Source organism: Luteimonas terricola (genome assembly GCF_004352845.1).
Classification (GTDB): domain Bacteria; phylum Pseudomonadota; class Gammaproteobacteria; order Xanthomonadales; family Xanthomonadaceae; genus Luteimonas; species Luteimonas terricola.
Genome location: NZ_SJRX01000002.1, coordinates 89,248 through 109,304, shown reverse-complemented (window position 1 = coordinate 109,304; position 20,057 = coordinate 89,248). Strand labels below are relative to the sequence as shown.

19 protein-coding genes are annotated in these 20,057 nt (G+C 71.9%); 12 read left to right on the top strand and 7 right to left on the bottom strand.

Features of this window, described 5'->3' with window-relative positions; translation table 11 throughout:
• Positions 1-9: 9 nt before the first annotated feature.
• The 8 genes from E2169_RS05190 to E2169_RS14415 all read left to right on the top strand — a co-directional run bounded on the left by E2169_RS05190 (position 10) and on the right by E2169_RS14415 (position 8,818).
• Positions 10-1,680 (top strand): BatD family protein, encoded by a 1,671-nt coding sequence (locus E2169_RS05190; protein WP_165942335.1) that lies wholly within the window; start codon positions 10-12, stop codon positions 1,678-1,680.
• A gap of 60 nt (positions 1,681-1,740) precedes the next feature.
• Positions 1,741-3,072 carry a dicarboxylate/amino acid:cation symporter gene (locus E2169_RS05185; RefSeq protein WP_132985571.1) on the top strand — a complete coding sequence of 444 codons (1,332 nt, stop codon included), beginning with the start codon at positions 1,741-1,743 and terminating at the stop codon, positions 3,070-3,072.
• 177 nt (positions 3,073-3,249) lie between these two features.
• A complete protein-coding gene (gene tkt / locus E2169_RS05180; RefSeq protein WP_132985570.1) occupies positions 3,250-5,238 on the top strand; it encodes a transketolase in 1,989 nt (662 codons plus the stop codon).
• Positions 5,239-5,261: 23 nt separating this feature from the next.
• The gene (locus tag E2169_RS05175; RefSeq protein ID WP_132985569.1) at positions 5,262-6,365 is read left to right on the top strand and encodes a PLP-dependent cysteine synthase family protein; all 1,104 of its coding nucleotides are present in this window, start codon (positions 5,262-5,264) and stop codon (positions 6,363-6,365) included.
• A gap of 127 nt (positions 6,366-6,492) precedes the next feature.
• Positions 6,493-6,864: a BlaI/MecI/CopY family transcriptional regulator gene (locus tag E2169_RS05170; protein WP_132985568.1), complete on the top strand. Its 372-nt coding sequence runs from the start codon at positions 6,493-6,495 to the stop codon at positions 6,862-6,864.
• Positions 6,851-8,224 (top strand): TonB family protein, encoded by a 1,374-nt coding sequence (locus tag E2169_RS05165; protein ID WP_132985567.1) that lies wholly within the window; start codon positions 6,851-6,853, stop codon positions 8,222-8,224. The genes E2169_RS05170 and E2169_RS05165 overlap by 14 nt, the downstream gene beginning before the upstream one ends.
• A gap of 100 nt (positions 8,225-8,324) precedes the next feature.
• Positions 8,325-8,702, top strand: a complete 378-nt coding sequence (locus E2169_RS05160) for a thioredoxin domain-containing protein (protein WP_229659086.1) — start codon at positions 8,325-8,327, stop codon at positions 8,700-8,702.
• Complete coding sequence (locus tag E2169_RS14415; protein WP_229659087.1) at positions 8,660-8,818, top strand: TlpA family protein disulfide reductase; 159 nt, start codon at positions 8,660-8,662, stop codon at positions 8,816-8,818. The genes E2169_RS05160 and E2169_RS14415 overlap by 43 nt, the downstream gene beginning before the upstream one ends.
• Before the next feature lie 33 nt (positions 8,819-8,851).
• Here the strand turns inward: E2169_RS14415 and E2169_RS05155 are convergent, their stop codons facing one another.
• The 5 genes from E2169_RS05155 to E2169_RS05135 all read right to left on the bottom strand — a co-directional run bounded on the left by E2169_RS05155 (position 8,852) and on the right by E2169_RS05135 (position 12,755).
• The gene (locus tag E2169_RS05155; RefSeq protein ID WP_132985985.1) at positions 8,852-9,472 is read right to left on the bottom strand and encodes a molybdenum ABC transporter ATP-binding protein; all 621 of its coding nucleotides are present in this window, start codon (positions 9,470-9,472) and stop codon (positions 8,852-8,854) included.
• Between the two features lie 64 nt (positions 9,473-9,536).
• Positions 9,537-10,241 (bottom strand): molybdate ABC transporter permease subunit, encoded by a 705-nt coding sequence (gene modB, locus E2169_RS05150; protein ID WP_132985566.1) that lies wholly within the window; start codon positions 10,239-10,241, stop codon positions 9,537-9,539.
• Positions 10,242-10,265: 24 nt separating this feature from the next.
• On the bottom strand, positions 10,266-11,051 hold the full coding sequence (modA, locus tag E2169_RS05145; RefSeq protein WP_132985565.1) for a molybdate ABC transporter substrate-binding protein: 786 nt from the start codon (positions 11,049-11,051) through the stop codon (positions 10,266-10,268).
• A 10-nt stretch (positions 11,052-11,061) separates the two neighbouring features.
• Complete coding sequence (locus E2169_RS05140; RefSeq protein ID WP_132985564.1) at positions 11,062-11,943, bottom strand: MBL fold metallo-hydrolase; 882 nt, start codon at positions 11,941-11,943, stop codon at positions 11,062-11,064.
• Positions 11,940-12,755, bottom strand: a complete 816-nt coding sequence (locus tag E2169_RS05135; RefSeq protein ID WP_165942334.1) for a S1/P1 nuclease — start codon at positions 12,753-12,755, stop codon at positions 11,940-11,942. Before E2169_RS05135 ends, E2169_RS05140 begins: the two co-directional genes overlap by 4 nt.
• Before the next feature lie 231 nt (positions 12,756-12,986).
• Here E2169_RS05135 and gap point away from each other — a divergent pair, with 231 nt between their 5' ends.
• Together gap and E2169_RS05125 are read left to right on the top strand one after the other, a co-directional pair.
• Positions 12,987-13,991, top strand: a complete 1,005-nt coding sequence (gene gap / locus E2169_RS05130) for a type I glyceraldehyde-3-phosphate dehydrogenase (protein ID WP_132985562.1) — start codon at positions 12,987-12,989, stop codon at positions 13,989-13,991.
• Between the two features lie 174 nt (positions 13,992-14,165).
• Positions 14,166-16,850 (top strand): DUF2339 domain-containing protein, encoded by a 2,685-nt coding sequence (locus E2169_RS05125; RefSeq protein WP_132985561.1) that lies wholly within the window; start codon positions 14,166-14,168, stop codon positions 16,848-16,850.
• A 20-nt stretch (positions 16,851-16,870) separates the two neighbouring features.
• Here E2169_RS05125 and E2169_RS05120 read toward each other — a convergent pair whose 3' ends face one another.
• Positions 16,871-17,551, bottom strand: coding sequence for a DsbA family oxidoreductase (locus E2169_RS05120; protein WP_132985560.1), 681 nt, complete (start codon positions 17,549-17,551; stop codon positions 16,871-16,873).
• 5 nt (positions 17,552-17,556) lie between these two features.
• Positions 17,557-18,057: an RDD family protein gene (locus E2169_RS05115; RefSeq protein WP_132985559.1), complete on the bottom strand. Its 501-nt coding sequence runs from the start codon at positions 18,055-18,057 to the stop codon at positions 17,557-17,559.
• A 47-nt stretch (positions 18,058-18,104) separates the two neighbouring features.
• Here E2169_RS05115 and xerD point away from each other — a divergent pair, with 47 nt between their 5' ends.
• A complete protein-coding gene (gene xerD / locus E2169_RS05110) occupies positions 18,105-19,073 on the top strand; it encodes a site-specific tyrosine recombinase XerD (RefSeq protein ID WP_132985558.1) in 969 nt (322 codons plus the stop codon).
• A gap of 107 nt (positions 19,074-19,180) precedes the next feature.
• A complete protein-coding gene (locus tag E2169_RS05105) occupies positions 19,181-20,053 on the top strand; it encodes a DsbC family protein (protein WP_132985557.1) in 873 nt (290 codons plus the stop codon).
• Positions 20,054-20,057: the final 4 nt, after the last annotated feature.

Here is a 20,057-nt window from a genome sequence, read left to right as displayed (position 1 = left end):
CCCATGATCATGAAAACGACGAACTCCCGAGCGCACCTCGCCTGGCTCCTGCCCGCGCTGCTGCTGTCGCTGCTGCTGCCACCGGCCCTGGCTCGCGCGGAGACCCGCGCCTGGGTCGACCGCGACAGCATCGAACTCGGCGAAACCGTCACCCTCAACATCGAGACCGACACCGGCGCCCGCCCCGACTACGCGCCGCTGCAGGACGATTTCCACATCGAGCAGCGCAGCAGCCGGCAGTCCTTCGAGCAAAGCGCGGGCCGGTCGGTCTCGCGCACGCTGTATGCGGTGGCGCTGCAGCCCGAACGCACGGGCAGGGTGACGGTCCCGGCGCTGCGCGTCGGCAGCGCGCGCACCGCGCCCATCACGCTCACCGTCACCGCGGCCAGCGCCGCACCGGCGCGCGCGCGCGGTCTGGCGTTCATCGACGCCGAGCTCGACGACACCACGCCCTATGTGCAACAGGCGGTCGGGCTGCGGCTGCGGCTGTACTACGCCGCGCAGCTGCTGTCCGGGCAGTTCGACCAGCCGGCGCCCGACGGCGCCGCGCTGCAGCGTGCGGGCAGCGACGTGCAGTACACGCGCGAGATCGACGGCCGTCGCTACCGGGTGGTCGAGCGCCGCTACGTGCTGGTGCCCGAGCGCAGCGGCCGGCTCGAACTGCCTCCGGCGAACTTTCGTGGTCGCGGGGTGGGCGGCTGGCTCGACGACCTGTTCGGCGACGGCCAGCGCGGACTCTCCGCCGACGGCCCGCCGCTCGTGCTCCAGGTGAAGCCCGTGCCCGATGCCGCGCCGCGACCGTGGCTGCCGCTGCACGGACTCGAGCTGCGCTGGCGGGACGCGCCCGACCGCGTGCGCGCCGGCGACGCGGCCACGCTCGAGCTCGAACTCGTGGCCGACGGCGCGACCGGCGCGCAGCTGGAGCCGCCGATGATCACCGTCGACCAGGGCGCCCAGGTCTTCCCCGAACCCGTACAGCACGACGACATGATCGAGGACGGCCGGCCGCGCGTACGCATGCTGCGGCGCTTCGCGGTGCTGCCGGCGCGCGAGGGCCGGCTGCGCATCGAAGGGCCGCGGCTGCAGTGGTGGGACGTCAATGCCGACCGGATGCGCGAGGCGACGCTGCCCGCGCTCGAGCTCGATGTCGCTCCCGCCGCATCCGGCACGGCCGCAGCGGTGCCACCCGGCGACGGGGGGCTGGTGCGCCTGCCCGGGGTCCAGCACGGCGTGGGCGCCTGGGCGCTGGCCACGGTCGCCTTCGCCCTGCTGTGGCTGGCCACGCTCGCCTGGGCGCTGCAATGGCGACACCGGGCGCAGGCAGGCGACACGGCCCCGCGCGACGATGACGCCGCCGCACGCAGCCCGGGCGCGCGACGCCCGTGGCAGGGATCGGCCCTGCGCAGGGTGCTCGACACCGGCGACCTCGGTGACGTCAGCGCCGCGCTGTGCGCCCTGGCCTCACCCGCCGCCGCCGACCTCGACGCGCTCTCGCGGATGCTGGCCCCCGGCCCGCAGCGCGAGGCCATCGCCGCCCTGCAGCGGGCCCGCTGGGGACAGGACGAGGGCGGTGCCTCGCAGGCGCGCGCCGCGGTGCGCGCGGCCTTTGCCCGCGGGCCCGACTGGCTGCCCCGGGACAGTGACATCGACCCTCCGCTGCCCCCGCTCTACCCCCGTTGAACGGGTCGCGGGACGCGCTTTGCTAAGCTCCGCCGTCCACACCGTTCCGGGGAATACCGCATGACCGAGCCGACCGCGCCCAGCACGCAGCGCATGCCGCTGCACTGGAAGATCGCCATCGGCTTCGTCGCGGGCCTGGTGCTGGGACTCTTCGTGCATTACGGCATCGGCCGCGACGCGACCTGGGTGCAGTGGCTGACGCAATACCTGACCCAGCCCTTCTCGACCCTGTTCCTCAGCCTGATCTTCATGATGATCGTGCCGCTGCTGTTCTCGGCGCTGGTGGTGGGCGTGTCGGAGATGGGCGACGTGAAGTCCCTGGGCCGCATTGGCTGGAAAACCCTGGTCTGCACCGTGTTGCTCTCGAGCATCGCCGTGCTCCTGGGCCTGGTGATGGTGAACGTGTTCGAGCCGGGCGCCGGCGTCGACCCGGTGCTGGCGCAGCAGCTGCTGACCGAGGGCGCCGAGCGCACCGCGGCCATCGTCCGCGACAGCGGCGCGCAGCCCACGGGCGTGCAGATGCTGCTCGACATCGTGCCGCAGAACGTGATTGGTGCCGCGTCCAACAACGCCAACATCCTCGCGCTGATGTTCTTCGCGCTGATGTTCGGCATCGGCATCGTGCTGAGTCCGGACACTGCGCCCATCCGTACCCTGCGCCGCGGCATCGAGGGCATCTTCGAGATCTCGATGACCCTGATCGGCCTGATCATCCGCCTGGCGCCGGCAGCGGTGTTCTGCTTCATGTTCAACCTCGCCGTGCTGTTCGGCTGGGACCTGCTGCTGCGCCTGGGTGCCTTCGTGCTGGTCGTGGTCGGCGCGCTGGCGATACACATGCTGGTGGTGTACTCGCTGGCGCTGAAGGCCATCGGCGGCTATTCGCCGGTGAAGTTCTTCAAGGGTGTCCAGGAAGCCATGCTGATGGCGTTTTCCACCGCATCGAGCAACGCGACCCTGCCGACCGCGCTCAAGGTGGCCGACGAGCTGGGCCTGCCCACCAAGGTGTCGCGCTTCGTGCTGACCATCGGCGCGACCGCCAACCAGAACGGCACCGCGCTGTTCGAGGGCGTGACGGTGATCTTCCTGGCCCAGTTCTTCGGCGTCGACCTGACCTGGGGCCAGCAGTTCATGGTGATGCTGGTCTGCATCCTCGGCGGCATCGGCACCGCCGGCGTGCCCTCGGGCTCGCTGCCGGTGGTGGCGCTGATCTGCGCCATGGTCGGGGTGCCGCCGGAGGGCATCGGCCTGATCCTGGGCGTGAACCACTTCCTGGACATGTGCCGGACCACGGTCAACGTCACCGGCGACCTGGGCATCGCGGCCATCGTGTCGAAGGGCGAAGTGGACGCGCCGGCAGACCCGGTGCCAAGGGCTTCTGGAGCCGAAGCCTGAGGCCTGGCCGAGGCGGTGCGCCCCGCTGCGCGCGACGGGGCCGCTGGACCAGTGTTGCGGTCCGGGCTTCCGCGCGAACGCCACGCGCCTGACGCGTGCGGCCGCGCCGCGGGAGACTCGGCGCGCGGGGGATGGGACAATGGCGGCTTCGCCCGCCGTCCCCAGCCGCCCGAGACCATGACCAGCCCCAGCCGCCGCGACCTCGCCAACGCCATCCGCTTCCTCGCCGCCGACGCCGTCCAGGCGGCCAATTCCGGGCATCCCGGCATGCCCATGGGCATGGCCGACATCGCCGAGGTGCTGTGGAACGACTACCACAGCCACAACCCCAACAACCCGAAGTGGTTCAACCGCGACCGTTTCGTGCTGTCCAACGGCCACGGCTCGATGCTGCAGTACGCGCTGCTGCACCTGGCCGGCTACGACCTGCCGATCGAAGAGCTGAAGCACTTCCGCCAGCTCGGCCACCGCACGCCGGGACATCCCGAGAACTTCGTCACCGGCGGCGTCGAGACCACCACCGGGCCGCTGGGCCAGGGCTTCGCCAACGCCGTGGGCTTCGCGCTGGCCGAGAAACTGATGGCGCAGCGCTTCAACCGCCCCGAATACGCGATCGTCGACCACCGCACCTGGGTGTTCCTGGGCGATGGCTGCCTGATGGAAGGCATCAGCCACGAGGCCGCGTCGCTGGCCGGCACCTGGGGACTGGGCAAGCTGGTGGCGTTCTGGGACGACAACCACATCTCCATCGACGGCGATACCGCCGGCTGGTTCACCGACGACACCCCGGCGCGCTTCGAGGCCTACGGCTGGCGCGTGATCCGCGATGTCGACGGCCACGACGCGGACCGGATCAAGGCCGCGATCGACGCCGCGCTGGGGCAGGACGACAGGCCGGTGCTCATCTGCTGCCGCACCACCATCGGCTTCGGCTCGCCCGCCAAGGCCGGCAAGGAGTCTTCGCACGGCGCGCCGCTGGGCCAGGACGAGCTCGAGGCCACGCGCAAGGCGCTGGGCTGGGAGCACGGTCCGTTCGAGCTCCCGCAGACGATCCGCGACGGCTGGCGCGCCAACAACGCCGGTACCGTGCGCGAAGAGCAGTGGAACCGCCTGTTCGACGGCTATGCGCAGCGTCATCCGGAACTCGCCGCCGAACTGACCCGCCGCTCGCATGCAGAGCTGCCCGAAGGCTTCAGCGCCGCCGCGGACGCGTACATCGCGAAGCTGCAGGCCGACAGCCCCAAGATCGCCTCGCGCAAGGCCTCGCAGATGGCGATCGAGGCCTTCGCGCCGCTGCTGCCCGAACTGATCGGCGGCTCGGCCGACCTCGCCGGTTCCAACCTCACGCTGTGGAGCGGCAGCAAGTCCGTGACCGGCGGCGACCCGGACGCGAACTACATCTACTACGGCGTGCGCGAGTTCGCGATGACTGCGATCTCCAACGGCCTGTCGCTGCACGGCGGCTTCATCCCCTACGACGCCACCTTCCTGGTGTTCAGCGACTACGCCCGCAACGCGGTGCGCATGAGCGCGCTGATGGGCGCGCATGCGATCCATGTCTATACGCACGACTCCATCGGCCTGGGCGAGGACGGCCCGACGCACCAGCCGATCGAGCACATGGCCAGCCTGCGCCACATCCCCGGCAACGACGTCTGGCGTCCCTGCGACGCGGTCGAGTCGGCGGTGTGCTGGAAGGCCGCGATCGGGCGCCGCGACGGCCCCAGCTGCCTGGTGTTCTCGCGCCAGAACCTGGCGCCGCAGGCGCGCGATGAAGCGCAGGTGGCCGCGATCGCGCGCGGTGGCTACGTGCTGAAGGACTCGGTCGGCGCGCCCGGGCTGATCCTGATCGCCACGGGTTCCGAAGTCGGGCTCGCGATGGACGCCGCCGCGCAGCTCGGCGACTCCGTGCGCGTGGTGTCGATGCCTTCGACCGATGTCTTCGACCGGCAGGACAAGGCGTATCGCGAGTCGGTGCTGCCGGATGCCTGCCGTCGCCGCGTGGCGGTCGAGGCCGGCGTCTCCGACTTCTGGCGCAAGTACGTGGGCCTGGACGGTGCCGTCATCGGCATCGACCGCTTCGGCGCCAGCGCGCCGGCCGAAGTGCTGTTCCCGCACTTCGGCTTTACGGTCGAGGCCGTGGTCGCCGCCGCGCGCGCGCTCTGAGGCGCGCGGGGAGGGAGGACGCCATGGCGCAGCGCGACTGGGTGGCGCAGGCCATCCACACCATCGAGGCCGACTTCAACCGCTCGGCGGACACCCACCTGATCCCGCTCGCACTGCCGGGCTGGCCGGGCATCGACGTCTATCTCAAGGACGAGTCCAGCCACCCCACCGGCAGCCTCAAGCACCGGCTGGCGCGCTCGCTGTTCCTGTACGCGCTGGCCAACGGCTGGCTGCGCGAGGGCCGGCCGGTGGTCGAGGCCTCCAGCGGCTCGACCGCGGTGTCCGAGGCCTACTTCGCGCGCCTGCTGGGCCTGCCCTTCATCGCCGTGATCCCGGCCTCGACCTCGCCGGAGAAGATCGCCGCGATCGAGTTCCAGGGCGGTCGCTGCCACCTGGTCGACACCGCCTGCGCGCTCGACGCCGAGTCGCAGCGCGTGGCGCTCGAGACCGGCGGCCACTTCATGGACCAGTTCACCTACGCCGAGCGCGCGACGGACTGGCGTGCGAACAACAACATCGCCGAGTCGATCTACCGGCAGATGGCCGAGGAGCCGCACCCGGTGCCGGCCTGGATCGTCTGCAGCCCGGGGACCGGCGGCACCGCGGCCACCCTCGGCCGCTACGCGCGCTACCGCCGCCACGACACCCGCGTGCTGTGCGCGGACCCGCAGGAATCGGTGTTCCACGACGCCTACCGCGCGGCCCTGGCCGGCGAACCCTGGCGCGACTTCACCCACCCCTGCGGCTCACGGGTCGAGGGCATCGGCCGGCCGCGCGTGGAGGCCAGCTTCATCCCCGGCTGCATCGACGGCATGCTCAAGGTGCCCGATGCGCTGGCGCTGGCGGCGATGCGCCACGTCAGCGCCACGCTCGGCCGCCGCGTCGGAGGCTCCACCGGCACCAACTTCGTCGGCGTGCTGCACGCCGCGCGGCGCATGCGCGAAGCCGGGCAGGACGGCTCGATCGTGACCATCCTCTGCGACAGCGGCGATCGCTATGCGCACAGCTATTACGCGCCGGCCTGGTACGCCGCCAACGGCATCGATACCGAAGCCTCGGACGCCGCCATCGCCGCTGCGGTCGCCGGTGGCGACATCGCCGGACTGGCTCCGCTCGGAGACGCCTGACCCGAAGCGGGCGACCGCATGCCTCTGTGCCGGCGCGCCGATCCTGCAGGATCGGCATGCCCGGGCGGGCACTTGACAGGGCGTTTGTTTACGTCTGTAATCGTTACAAATTACAGATGTAATCGACATGCCGATCAGCGATTCCGAAGCCGTGGTGATGGAAGTCCTCTGGAACGAGCAGCCGCTCGCGGCCGAGGACGTGGTGGCACGCCTGTCCGGCCAGGCCGACTGGGCCGAGCCGACCATCAAGACCCTGCTCAACCGCCTGCTGAAGAAGGGTGCGGTACGCGCCGACCGCGACGGACGCCGCTACCTGTATTCGCCGGTGCTGGCCCGCGAGGCCTGGGTGGCCAGCCAGAGCGAGAGCGTGCTCGACCGCCTGTTCGGGGGCCGCGTGGCGCCGCTGGTGGCCCACTTCAGCGAGCGCGGCAAGCTCAGCCAGGCCGATATCGACGCGCTGCGCCGCCTGATCGAGGAGCTTGACGATGACGGCCGCTGACGCCCTGCTGCGCTGGCTGGTCGACGGCAGCCTTGCGGCCAGCGCGGCGCTGCTGCTGGTGCTCGCACTGCGGCAGCCGTTGCGGCGGGCCTTCGGTGCACGCGTGGCCTACGGGGCCTGGGCGCTGGTGCCGTTGGCCCTGGTTGCGGCTGCGCTGCCACGGCCGGACGTCGGGCAGGCGCTGGCGCCGGAACTGATGGCCCTGCATCCGGGCGTGCTGGTGCTGGCGAGGGCAGACGCGGCACCGGCCATCGCCGGCGCCCCTGGCATCGACTGGGCGCTGTTTCTGGCCATCGCCTGGCTGTCCGGAACGGGACTGGCGGCGCTGTACTTCGCGCGCCAGCAACGGCGCTTCGTGGTGGCGCTTGGCCGGCTCGAACCCGATGCCGACGGCAGCTGGCGTGGCCAGCGCGTGGGCGGGCCGGCCGTGGTCGGCGCGCTGCGCCCGCGCATCGTCCTGCCCATCGACTTCGAAGCGCATCACGCACCGGAGGAGGCTGCGCTGGTGATTGCCCACGAGCGCGCCCACCTCGCGCGCGGCGACACCCGCGCCAACCTGGCCGCGGTCGCGCTGCGCTGCCTGCAGTGGTTCAACCCGCTGCTGCATTTCGCCGAGCGCCGTTTCCGCCTCGACCAGGAGCTGGCCTGCGACGCCACCGTGCTCGCGCGCCATCCCCACGCCCGCCGCCGCTATGCGGACGCGATGTTGAACGTGCAGCTGGCCGTCCCTGGACTGCCGGTCGGCTGCCATTGGCAGTCCAGCCAAACCCTGAAGGAACGCATCCTCATGTTGAAGCAACCACTGCACGGCACCGGTCGACGACGCGCCGGAACCCTGGCCCTGGGCGTCATGCTCGCCACTTGCAGCTATGCCGCCTGGGCCGTGCGCCCGGCTGCCGTACCTGAGCCGCCGCCGCCCCCTGCGCCCGAAGCGCCGCCCGCGCCACCCGCCCCGCCCGCGGCGTCGGTGCCGCCGGTGCCGGAGGCACCACCCGCTCCCACGCCACCGCCCGTGCCCGCGGCCGCTCCAGCCCCACCCGCGCCGCCGCCCGTGCCTGCGGTCGTGGGACCCCGAGCCGTCGACCGCCTGCCGCCGCCGAAGTATCCCGCCGAAGCCGCGGCCGCAGGCCAGGGTGGACGGGTGGTGCTGCGGGTGCTGGTTGGTATCGACGGAAGCGTCAAGGACGTGGTGGTGGAGAGATCAGAGCCCGAAGGCGTGTTCGAAGCCGTGACCCTTGAAGCGGTCCGGCAATGGACGTTCTCGCCGCAGCTCAAGGACGGCCGGCCCGCCGAAGGCTGGGTGCGCGTGCCCGTGCATTTCGAGGCGCCCGCTCCCGGGCCGGCCGCCGCAGAGGGCTGAGCGGGTCCGGTCGGATGCCGTGGCCGTCGCCCTGGCAGCCCCGGCATCCGTGGTATCAATAGGGCCGCGAAATCCTGCGCTACCGTTCCCGGAGGCCGTCGTGGAGGGATCACCGCAGCCCGCGCCACCCTGGCAGGTGGATCGCTGGTTCAACACGCCGGCACCGATCGACCTCGCCGCCCTGCGCGGCAGGGTGGTGGTGCTCGAAGCCTTCCAGATGCTGTGTCCGGGCTGCGTCTCGCACGGCCTGCCCCAGGCGGCGCGCGTGCACGCGGGCTTTCCGCCGGAGCAGGTCGCGGTGGTGGGCCTGCACACCGTGTTCGAACACCATGGGGCAATGACCCCGCTCGCGCTGCAGGCCTTCCTGCACGAGTACCGGATCACCTTCCCGGTGGGCGTGGACAGGCCGGGCATCGACGTTCCGTGCCGCAGACCATGCGTGCCTACGCCCTGCGTGGCACGCCGAGCCTGGTCCTGATCGATGCCCGCGGCAACCTCCGGGAGCACTACTTCGGCCAGGTCGAGGACCTGGTGCTGGGCGCGCGGATCGCGTCGCTGGTGCATGAGGCCGGGGCGGGCGCGACCGCGGCATGAGTGCGTCCGGGCGTCCGGCCCCGATGGCGACGCTCAGTCCAGTCTGTGCACGGCCCCGGTCAGCCGCCGCACCTCGTCGGGGTGGTGGCTGACGTAGAGCATCGGCAGCCGTACCTCGTCGCGCACGCGCTGCAGGTACGGGATCAACTCTTCGCGACGCGCCTGGTCGAGTGCCGACAGCGGTTCGTCGAACAGCAGGATCGCCGGCTGCGACAGCAGGGAGCGGCCGATGGCGACGCGCTGCGCTTCGCCGCCGGACAGGTTCGCGGTGCGCCGCGGCAGCAGCGCCTCGATGCCGAGCAGGGCCACCACGGCGTCGAGCTCGAAGCGCGGTCCGGCCCCGGGCGCGGCGTGGCGCCCATAGAGCAGGTTGCCGCGCACGTCGAGGTGCGGGAACAGGCGCGCATCCTGGAACACATAGCCGACGCGGCGCCGGTATGCCGGCAGGTCGATGCCGCGCGCGCGGTCGAACAGCACGCGGCCATCGACCTCGATGCGCCCCGCCCGCGGCTTCACGAGGCCCGCGATGGCGTTGAGCACCGTCGTCTTGCCCGCGCCCGAGGGGCCGACCAGCGCCACCACGCGCGCGCTGTCCTCGATCCGCACCTGGCGCTCGAAACGGCCGCGCTTCAGCTGGATGTCCAGACTCAGCATCGCGCGGCTGCCAAGCGCGTCGCAGCGGTGCATATCCCCGCCGCCGCGTTTCGCCGGGGCCGCCTCATGTGGCGTCCCTCTCGCCGCGGCGGCCGTGCTGGCGCTGCACCAGCCACTCCGAGGCAAGCAGCGCCAGCAGCGAAATCGCCACCGCCACCAGCGCCATCCGCCAGATCCCGAGCTCGCCGCCGGGGACCTGCATCAGCTCGTAGATCGCCGAGGACATGGTCTGCGTCTCGCCCGGGATGTTGGACACGAAGGTGATGGTGGCACCGAACTCGCCCAGCGCCTTGGCGAAGGCCAGCACGCCGCCGGCGACGATGCCCGGCCAGGCCAGCGGCAGGGTGACGGTGGCGAAGACGCGCCAGGGACTGGCGCCGAGCGTGGCCGCGGCCTGCTCCAGGCGGCGGTCGACCGATTCGATCGACAGCCGGATCGCGCGCACCATCAGCGGGAAGCCCATGATCGCGCTGGCCAGGGCCGCGCCGGTCCAGCGGAACGCAAACGTGATCCCGAAATATTCGGCGAGGAAGCCGCCGACCGCGCCCTGGCTGCCGAACACCACCAGCAGCGCATAGCCCACCACCACCGGCGGCAGCACCAGCGGCAGGTGCACCAGGGCGTCGAGCAGGGCTTTGCCCGGAAAGCGCTTGCGCGCCAGCAGCCAGGCCGTCGCGATCCCGAACGGCAGGCTGGCCAGTGCCGCGACGCCGGCCACCTTCAGGCTGAGCGCGATGGCGGCGAGTTCGGCGGGGCTGAAGTCGGGCATCGTGGGCGGGCGCGCGATGCGGCCTCAGCGCAGGCTGAAGCCGTGGCCGCGGAAGATGGCGCGGGCGTCGTCGTCCTGCAGCCAGCGCAAAAATCCGCCAGCGTGCGGATGCCGGCTCGCGGCCACGCGCGCCGCCGGATAGACGATCTCCGGGTGCGAGCCCGGCGGGAAGGTGGCCAGCACGCGCACGCGCGGTTCGGCCTGCGCATCGCTGCCGTAGACCACCCCCAGCGGCGCCTCGCCGCGCGCCACCAGCATCAGCGCCGCGCGCACGTTCTCGACGCCGGCCACGCGCGGCTCGATGGTTTCCCACATGGCGAGCGACTGGAAAGCAGCCTTCGCATACTTGCCGGCGGGCACGCTGTCGACCATGCCCAGCGCGATGCGGCCGCGGGTGCCCAGCAGCGGACGCAGGTCGAGGCCTTCGCGCAGCGTGACCGGCTCCGCGGCCGGGGTCGCCGGCGCGATCAGCACCAGGGTGTTGCCGAGCAGCTCGCTGCGCGTGCCGGCATCGACCAGCCCGCGCGCCTGCAGTTCATCCATCCAGTCGAGGTCGGCGGAGACGAAGACGTCCGCCGGCGCACCCTGCGTGATCTGGCGCGCGAGCGCGGAGCTGGCGGCATAGGACACGCGCACGCGCTGCCCGGTCGCGGCCTGGTAGGCGCCGGCCGCCTCGTCCATCGACTCCTTCAGGCTGGCCGCGGCGAACACGGTCAGCGGCGCATCGGCTGCCCGCGCGTCGTGCGGCCACAGCGCCGCGAAGGCCAGCAGGGCGCAGAGAACGACGGCGAAGCGGTGGCAAAACGACATGGTCCAGCGCCTACAGTGCGTCCAGCGGGAGGTCGAGGTAACGGATGCCGTTGCCATGCGGATCGGGCAGGGCGCCGGCGCGGATGTTGACCTGCACCGAGGGGATGATCAGCGCGGGCATCGCCAGGCTGGCGTCCCGGGTCTCGCGGGTGGCCACGAATGCCGCTTCGTCGACGCCTTCGTGGACGTGGACGTTGTCGCGCTTCTGCGCGCCGATGCTGGTTTCGCAGGCGGGCTCGCGGCCGCCGGGTCCGTAGTCGTGGCAGACGAAGACGCGGGTGTCGTCGGGCAGCTCGGCGAACAGGCGCCGGATCGAGCGATACAGCGTGGATGCGCTGCCGCCTGGGAAGTCGCAGCGCGCAGTCCCGCCGTCGGGCATGAACAGCGAGTCGCCGGTGAACAGCGCGTCACCGATGAGGTAGGCGTTGCTGTCGCTGGTGTGCCCCGGCACGGGGATGGCGCGGCAGGCGATGCCGCCGAGCGCGAAGGTTTCGTCGGCGGCGAACAGATGGTCGAATTGCGAGCCGTCGACCGCGAAGCCGGGGCCGAGGTCGAAGACCTCGCGGAAGCGCGACTGCACGGCGCGGATACCCTCGCCGATCACCACCGGCACGCCGGGCCAGTGGGTGGCCTTGAGCCACTGCGCCGCGGACAGGTGGTCGGCGTGGGCATGGGTCTCGAGCAGCCAGCACACGCGGTATCCGTGCGTGCGGACGCAGTCGGCCAAGGCCTGGGCCGAGGTGGTGGCCGTGCGCCCGGACGCCATGTCGAAGTCCAGCACCGGGTCGATGACCGCGGCCTCGCCGCCGGCCGCATCCGCCACCACGTAGCTCCAGGTGCCGGTGGCGGCGTGATGGAACGGATGGACGACGGGTGCGGCGATCTCATTCATGGCAACTTCTGGGGCGGGGCCAGGGCGTGGTTGAGCAGCGCCGCCAGGCGATGGCCGGCCTCGCGCAGGCGGCGTTCGGCCAGCGGCAGGCGTGCGTCGAGGAAGGCCTCGTCGATCACGTGTTCGCCCTCGGGTGGATAGATCTCGCCGGCTTCAACCAGACGGCAGGATTCCAGCGCCCACTCCAGGACCGGGCGGTCGGAGCCCAGGGTGGCGTCGTCGGCCAGCGGTGTCTGCATCAGTTCGGTCGCGTAGGGCCCGTAGGCCAGTCCGCGGCGCTCGAGGATGGTGCCGTCCCAGACGCGGTGCAGGTTGCTGCCTTGGCCGTCGATGTTGACCTGGTAGCCGTTGCCGCCCTTGTCGTCGCGCGGGCTGGCGTGCAGCGGCTGGTGCAGGTCGGCCACGAAGTGGACGATGAACTTGAGCGCGGCCGTGCGGCTTGCGTCGTCCAGCCCGGGGTCGGACAGGCTGCGGAACATCAGGTTGGTCTGGCCGACCACGCAGTTGTTGCCGGGGCAGTCGCGGGGCGGCTCGAAGCCGCAGCGGCCGTCGAAGTTGATGTAGTGCCACTTCGCCGAGCGTTTGCCGAGTTCGGGATCGTTCCTGCGCAGTGCGTCGGCCCAGGTGGCGACGCCGGCCAGGGTGGGATCGGCTTCATCGGCGAGGAGGCGATCGACTTCGGCACGGGCCTCGGGCTTGAGGCCGGCTTCGGCGATCCGGGCCACGATGCGGTGGCCTTCGGCGCTCCAGGCCAGGGCATCGCCGGCGACGAATGCGAGGGCGATTGCGAGCAGGGGGAGGACACGGGGCATTGGACGGTTCCGGTTCGGGCGCATGCGGCGATTCTAGCCGGCATGCGCCCGGAGACTCCGCCCGGCGGATCGGTGCCGGCGAGCGCGCCGGCGATGGGCGGGCTGTCCCATACGGTCCCGCATTGATCGTGCTCAAGCCCGGGCCGCACCCGTCCGAGCCTGCTAAAATAGGCGTTCTGCGTGTTCCACCCACCCTTGCCGCGGCGCGCGGCGTTACGGAGTCAGCAACCCATGGCGATCAAGGTAGGCATCAACGGTTTCGGCCGCATCGGGCGCAACGTCCTGCGTTCGGCGGTGCAGAATTTCGGCAACGACATCGAGATCGTCGCCATCAACGACCTGCTGGAGCCGGACTACCTGGCCTACATGCTGAAGTACGACTCCGTGCATGGCCGCTTCGACGGCGAAGTGTCGGTCGATGGCGACACCCTGGTGGTCAACGGCAAGCGCATCCGCCTGACCCAGGAACGCGATCCGGCCAATCTGAAGTGGGGCGAGGTCGGCGCCGACGTCGTCATCGAGTCCACCGGTCTGTTCCTCGACAAGGCCAGCGCGCAGAAGCACCTCGACGCCGGCGCGAAGAAGGTGATCCTCTCGGCGCCGTCGAAGGACGACACGCCGATGTTCGTGTACGGCGTGAACCACGAAAAGTATGCCGGCGAGGCCATCGTTTCCAATGCCTCCTGCACCACCAACTGCCTGGCCCCGATCGCCAAGGTGTTGAACGACAAGTGGGGCATCAAGCGCGGCCTGATGACCACCGTGCACGCCGCCACCGCCAGCCAGAAGGTGGTCGACGGCCCGTCCAACAAGGACTGGCGCGGCGGCCGCGGCATCCTCGAGAACATCATTCCCTCGTCCACCGGCGCTGCCAAGGCCGTGGGCAAGGTGATCCCGGAGCTCAACGGCAAGCTCACCGGCATGTCGTTCCGCATCCCGACCTCCGACGTCTCGGTGGTCGACCTGACGGTGGAGCTGGAAAAGGGCGCGAGCTACGAAGAGATCAAGGCCGAGATGAAGGCGCAGAGCGAGGGCGCGCTGAAGGGCATCCTCGGCTACACCGAGGACAAGGTGGTCGCCACCGATTTCCGCGGCGATACCCGCACCTCGGTGTTCGACGCCGAGGCCGGCATCCAGCTCGACGACACCTTCGTCAAGATCGTGGCCTGGTACGACAACGAGTGGGGCTATTCCACCAAGTGCCTGGAAATGGTCCGCGTGGTGGCCGCGAAGTAAGGCTCCGGCCATTTCGAACCTCGGGAAGCCCCGCCTTGCGCGGGGCTTCCTGCTTTCCGGATGGGACGGGCGACCCGTTCTGGAGCCGCCGTGGGCATCGGGCTTCTTGTCCCGGCCGCCGGGCGGCTAATGTGCCGGTTGGGCCGTGGCGACGGCGGGGCGGGGTTCGCAGGGATGGAATCGATACTGATGCTGTTGGCGCTGGTCGTGCTCGCGGTGCCGGTGTTGCTGGTGGTGGTGCTGGTGGCCATCGGCAACCTGAAGCGGCGCGTTGGCGAACTTGAAGCGGCGCTGGCGCGCGTGGAGACGCCGCCGATGGAGGCGCCGGAGAGGCCGGGAGCGGTTCCCCTGCCCGCCGCGTGGGTGGCGGCGGCTGACATGTCGGCGCCAGGCGCCGCAGCCCCGGCGCCCCCCGTTGACGGAGCGTCGCAATCGCCATCGCGCGTCGTGGAAAAGTCGCGGCCAGCGCCACCGCACCATATCGAGCCGATCGCAGCGGAAGCGCGACGTGCCCCCGCGGCGCCGGACCCGTTCGACCGCTTCGCCGCTGCGGTCCGCCGCTGGTTCACCGAGGGCAACGTGCCGGTGAAGGTCGGCGTCCTTGTACTGCTGGCCGGCGTGGCCGCGCTGCTGCGCTACGCCAGCAACCAGGGCTGGCTGACGCTGCCCATCGGCCTGCGCCTTGCGGCCATTGCCGCCGCGGCGCTGGCGGCACTGGCCTTTGCGTGGCGCAAGCGGCACAGCCACCGCAGCTTCGCGCTGGCGGTGCAGGGCGGGGCCATCGGCGTGCTGCTGCTGGTGGTGTTCGCGGCCTTCAAGCTTCACGGCCTGCTGCCGGCCGGCGCGGCGTTCGCGATCAGCGTGGGCCTGGTCGCCGCGCTGGGGGCGCTTGCGGTGCTGCAGGGCTCGCGCACGCTGGCCGTGCTCGGGATTCTCGCCGGCTTCATGGCGCCGGTCTGGCTGTCGACGGGCAGCGGCAACCACGTCGTGCTGTTCTCGTACTACGCGCTGCTCAACGCGGCGATCTTCGCCATCGCCTGCCTGCGCCCCTGGCGCGAACTCAACCTGCTTGGCTTCGCCTTCACCTGGGGCATCGGCGTGGCCTGGGGCGTGCTGGCCTACAACCCGTCGAAGTTCGCCACCACGCAGCCGTTCCTGCTGCTGTTCTTCGCCTTCTACCTGCTGCTGCCGATCCTGTACGCGCGACGCCGGCCACCGGGCCGTCGGGACGTGGTCGACGGCTGCCTGCTGTTCGGCACGCCGCTGATCGCCTTCAGTCTGCAGGCGGCGCTGCTGGAGGGGGAGCGCACGCAGCTGGCGCTGTGCGCCGTGGCACTGGCCGCGATCTATGCCGCGCTGGCCTGGTGGCAGCGACGGGGCCCGCACGCAGTGCTCGCCGAGGCCTATGTACTGCTCGCCGGCGGGTTCGCCACGCTGGCCGTGCCGCTGGCGCTGTCGGCGCGGGCCACCGCGGCCGTGTTCGCGGTCGAGGGCGCCGCGCTGGTGTGGCTTGGACTGCGCACTGCGCGGGGCCTGCCGCGCTGGGCCGGCACGGGCCTGCAGCTGGCCGCGGCGCTGTCGTTCGCCATCGGCGTTGCGGGGCATTCGCAGGATGCGCCCGTGCTCGCCAACGCAAGGTTCACGGGTGCGCTGCTGCTGGCGCTGGCGGGCTTCGCGAGCGCGTGGTGGTACCGCGGGGCGGGGCGGACGCCGGCGGCGCTGGCGTTCTATGCCTGGGGCCTGGCCTGGTGGCTGGGCAACGCCGTGCACGAGGCGGAGACGCATGTCGCATGGAACCTGCGCGCCGACGTGCTGCTGGCGGTGGCCGCGGTGACCGCGCAGCTCGCGGCGGAAGTGCATCGCCGGCGTCCGGCACCGGCGCTGGCGCTGACGGTGCTGGGCGCCATCGTGCTGGCGGCGCCGCTGGCGTTCATGCAGATGGATGCCCACGGCCAGCCGTTCGCGGGCTGGGGCGCGGCGGCCTGGCTGGTGTTCGCCGCGTGCGGCGTGCGCAGCCTCGCCTGCCTGCGCACGGACGGCGGGCCACCGGCAGCCTGGGCGCAGTTCGCCTGGTGGCTGCTGTGGGCGCTGGTGCTTTCGCTGTCGGCGTGGGAGTTCGCGCGCGGCCAGGCGCTGGGCGGTGGCTGGCGCCTGGCGCTCCCGGCGCTGCCCTGGCTTGCGCTGATGGCCCTGGGGCAGTTCCGCTGGCGCTGGCTGCGGCAGCCGCTGGGCGCGGCCTTCGACCCCATGCGACCGGCGTTCATTGCGACCTCTCTCGCCCTGGTGGGCGTCGGCTGGCTGCGCGCGCTGCGCGATGCCGGCGACAGCGCGCCGCTGCCGTGGCTGCCGTTGCTCAATCCGCTCGACCTCGCCCAGCTCGCGGCGCTGGGTCTCTTCGCATGCTGGCTGTGGTCGGCGCAGTCGCCGGCGTTCGCGCGGCGGCGGGTGGCGCTGCTGTCGTCGGCCGGATTCCTGCTGGTCACGTGCATCACGCTGCGTGCGGTGCACCACTGGGGCGGCGTGCAGTGGGGCGAGGCGCTGTGGTCGACCAGCCTGGCGCAGACCGCGCTGACGGTGGTCTGGAGCGTGCTTGGCGTGGCCGGCTGGATCGGCGGTTCGCGCCGCGGGCAGCGTGCGCTGTGGCTGGCGGGCGCGGTGCTGATGGCGGTGGTCCTGGCCAAGCTCGTGCTGTTCGACCGCCAGCACCTGGGCGACCTGCTCGGCATCGGCTCGTTCATCGCCTACGGCCTGCTGTGCACGCTGGTGGGCTGGTTCGCGCCGGCGCCGCCGCGCGCGCCGGTCGAGAGCGGAGCAGCCGCCCCGGCATCAGGCGCAGGTGCGGGCGTCGAAGGGTCCTGAGTGCCCGCCGCTGCCGCTGCTCAGGCCTCGCAGCCCTCGGGACCGCAGGCGGCGCCGTCGCCCGCGGCCGGAGGCGGCGCCAGTTTGCGCAGCGCCTCGGCCAGGGCCTCGGGCGGGTGCGCGCCCTGGATGCCGTGGCGACCGTCGACGACGAAGGTCGGCACCGCGCGGATGCCCATCGCCTGCGCACGGCCCAGCGCGGCCTGCACCTCGGCCACGCCCTCGTCCGAATCCAGCATTGCGCGCACGCGTGCTTCCGGCAGGCCGCCTTCGGCGCCGGCCGTGACCAGCACCTCGGGATCAGCCAGGTTGCGGCCCTCGGCGAAGTGCGCGCGGAACAGCGCCTCGCCGACCGCGTCGGCATCGCCCTCGCGCGCGGCCAGCCACATCAGGCGGTGGCCGGGCAGGGTGGTGACGCGCATCTGGCCGCGGTCGAAGTCCATCGGCAGGCCTTCGGCGCGCGCGGTGCCCTGGGTCTGCGCCAGGAGTTCCGCGGCGCGTGCCTCGCTGCCGAACTTGGCGGCATAGGCCTCGCGCAGGGGGACCGGCGTGGCATCGGCATCCGGATCCAGCAGGAAGGGATGCCAGTGCACTTCGATCGCGGGAGCGTCGTCGCCGAGCAGCGCGAGGGCGCGCTGGAAGCGGTGCTTGCCGATCCAGCACCAGGGGCAGACCAGGTCGGACCAGATGTCGATGCGCACGGGAGTCACCTCTTCGGTTTGCGTTCGTGGACCATGCGGGTGCCGGCCGCGCGGTCGTGCCAGGTCAGGCGGTCGCGGTCGAACCAGGCCCACCAGAAGCCCAGGCCTCCGGCCGCCACCGACAGCGTGGCCACCGCGTAGCGGCGCCACAGCGTCGGCCACGACGGCGCTGGACCGTCGGCGGCGACGACGCGCAGCCGCCAGGGCCGCATGCCGAGGGTCTGCCCGCCGCGGCGCCAGCTCAGCGTGGCGTAGGCGCCGGTGATCGCCCAGCAGCACAGCCACAGCAGCCACTGCAGCAGGCTCCAGGGCTGGATGTTCTCGCGCGCTCCGTGCCCGCCCAGCATGTAGCCGAGCGCGAACAGGAAGCCGAGCAGGAACCACAGCGACAGCACCGGAAACAGGTCGTACAGCATCGCCAGCAGGCGCTTGCCGATGTGCGCACCGGGTAGCGCCTGGCCGCTGGCGGCATGCGGGATGGGATCGTGTGGGGCGTCCTGGGTCATCGCGACAGGATAGCCGCCGCGGCATCCGCGCCGCTAAGCTGGCGACGATGTCCGCGTCCACGCCCGCCGAGCGCCGAACGCGCGCGATGCGGCTGCCGCCGCTGCGCGACGCCGACGCACGCGCCATCGATGCCTTCATCGATGCCTGGTGGGCCGAATCCGGCGCCGCCCGCCAGACCCTGGACAGCTACCGCCGCGACCTGCAGGGCTTTGCGCGCTGGCGGGACCGCGACGACATCGCCGACGCCGACCGCGCCGGCCTGTTCGATTACCTCGCCGATCGCAGCCGCGAAGGCTATTCGTCGCGCAGCAACTCGCGGCTGCTGTCGGCGCTGAGGGCGTTCTACGGCTGGCGCGTGCGACAGGGACTGCGCGCGGACGACCCCACCGCACTGCTGGAGCCGCCGAAACTGCCGCGCCTGCTGCCCAAGGCCCTGGCCGAGGGCGAAGTCGGTCGCCTGCTCGAGGCGCCCGATGTCGGCGTGCCCGCGGGCCTGCGGGACCGCGCGATGCTTGAGCTGATGTACGCCTGCGGCCTGCGCGTGAGCGAACTGGTCGGGCTGCCGGCCAATGGCGTCAATTTGCGCCAAGGCGTGCTGCGCGTCTCCGGCAAGGGTGGCAAGGAGCGGCTGGTGCCCCTTGGCGAGGAGGCCCGGGAGTGGCTCGAACGCTATCTCGCCGATGCGCGTCCGGCGCTGGCCGGCGCCCGCCAGATCCCGGTGGATGCGAAGGGCGACGCGCCGCTGTTCATCGGTCCGGATCTCCGCGCCCCGACCCGGCAGGCGTTCTGGGCCCTGGTCAAGCGCTACGCCGCCGCCGCCGGCATCGATCCCGGCAAGGTCAGCCCGCACGGCCTGCGCCACAGCTTCGCCACCCACCTGCTCAACCATGGTGCCGACCTGCGTTCGCTGCAGATGCTGCTCGGCCACAGCTCGCTGTCGACCACCCAGATCTACACCCTGGTGGCGCGCGAGCAGCTCAAGCGCCTTCACGCCCGCCACCACCCCCGAGCCTGAAAGCCGGCGCAATGGATGGCCATGGTCGCCGGCACCGCCATCGGGCCGCATGCGAGAATGCCGTGTCAGTCGCCGTCATGGCGGCATCGCCAAGCCGAGTCCTGCGAATGAAGTCCTTGCTGCCCCTCATGCTGTGTGCCGTCAGCCTCACCGCCTGCGCCAAGGCGCCGGACGCCGCCGCGCCGGGCGCGCAGCAGGCGGCCCGCGCTCCCGGCCAGGGCATGGCCAGCGCTGCTGCAGGTTCGGCCGAGGAGCGCGCGATCCAGGCACTGCACTCGATCAACCCGCGGATCGAGGTCGACCACGTCGGCGCCGCCCCGCTGCCGGGCTTCCGCGAGGCGGTGGTGGGCGGGCAGATGGTCTACATCAGCGACGATGGCCGCTATCTGCTGCAGGGCGCGCTGTTCGACGTCCACGGGAAGACCGACCTCAGCCAGACCGGCATGGCCGAGGTGCGCCGCAGGCTGCTGGCGACCATCCCCGCGTCGGAGCGCATCGTCTTCGCGCCGGAGAAGCCGGTGTACACCGTCAGCGTCTTCACCGACGTCGAGTGCGGCTACTGCCGCAAGCTCCACGAGGACATCGCCGAGTACAACCGCCTCGGCATCGCCATCGAATACCTGGCCTTCCCGCGGATGGGCCCGGCCAGCGAGGACTTCAGCAAGATGGTCTCGGTGTGGTGCGCCAGCGACCGCCGCGCCGCGCTGACCGCCGCCAAGCAGGGGCGCAAGCTTCCGGCGACCAACTGCACCAGCCCGGTGGCCAGGCATTACGACATCGGCCGCCGCGTGGGCCTGACCGGCACCCCCATGATCGTCACCGCCGACGGCACGCAGATGCCGGGCTACATGCCGCCCGCCGACCTGCGCGCCGAGCTCGACCGGCTGGCCGCGGAGACGGCGGGGCCGGCGGCCACCGCGTCGCCGTCCAGGGTGCCGGAGCCGGACGCCGCCGTGGGCGGCGCGCCGGGCGGGCGCTGAGCCA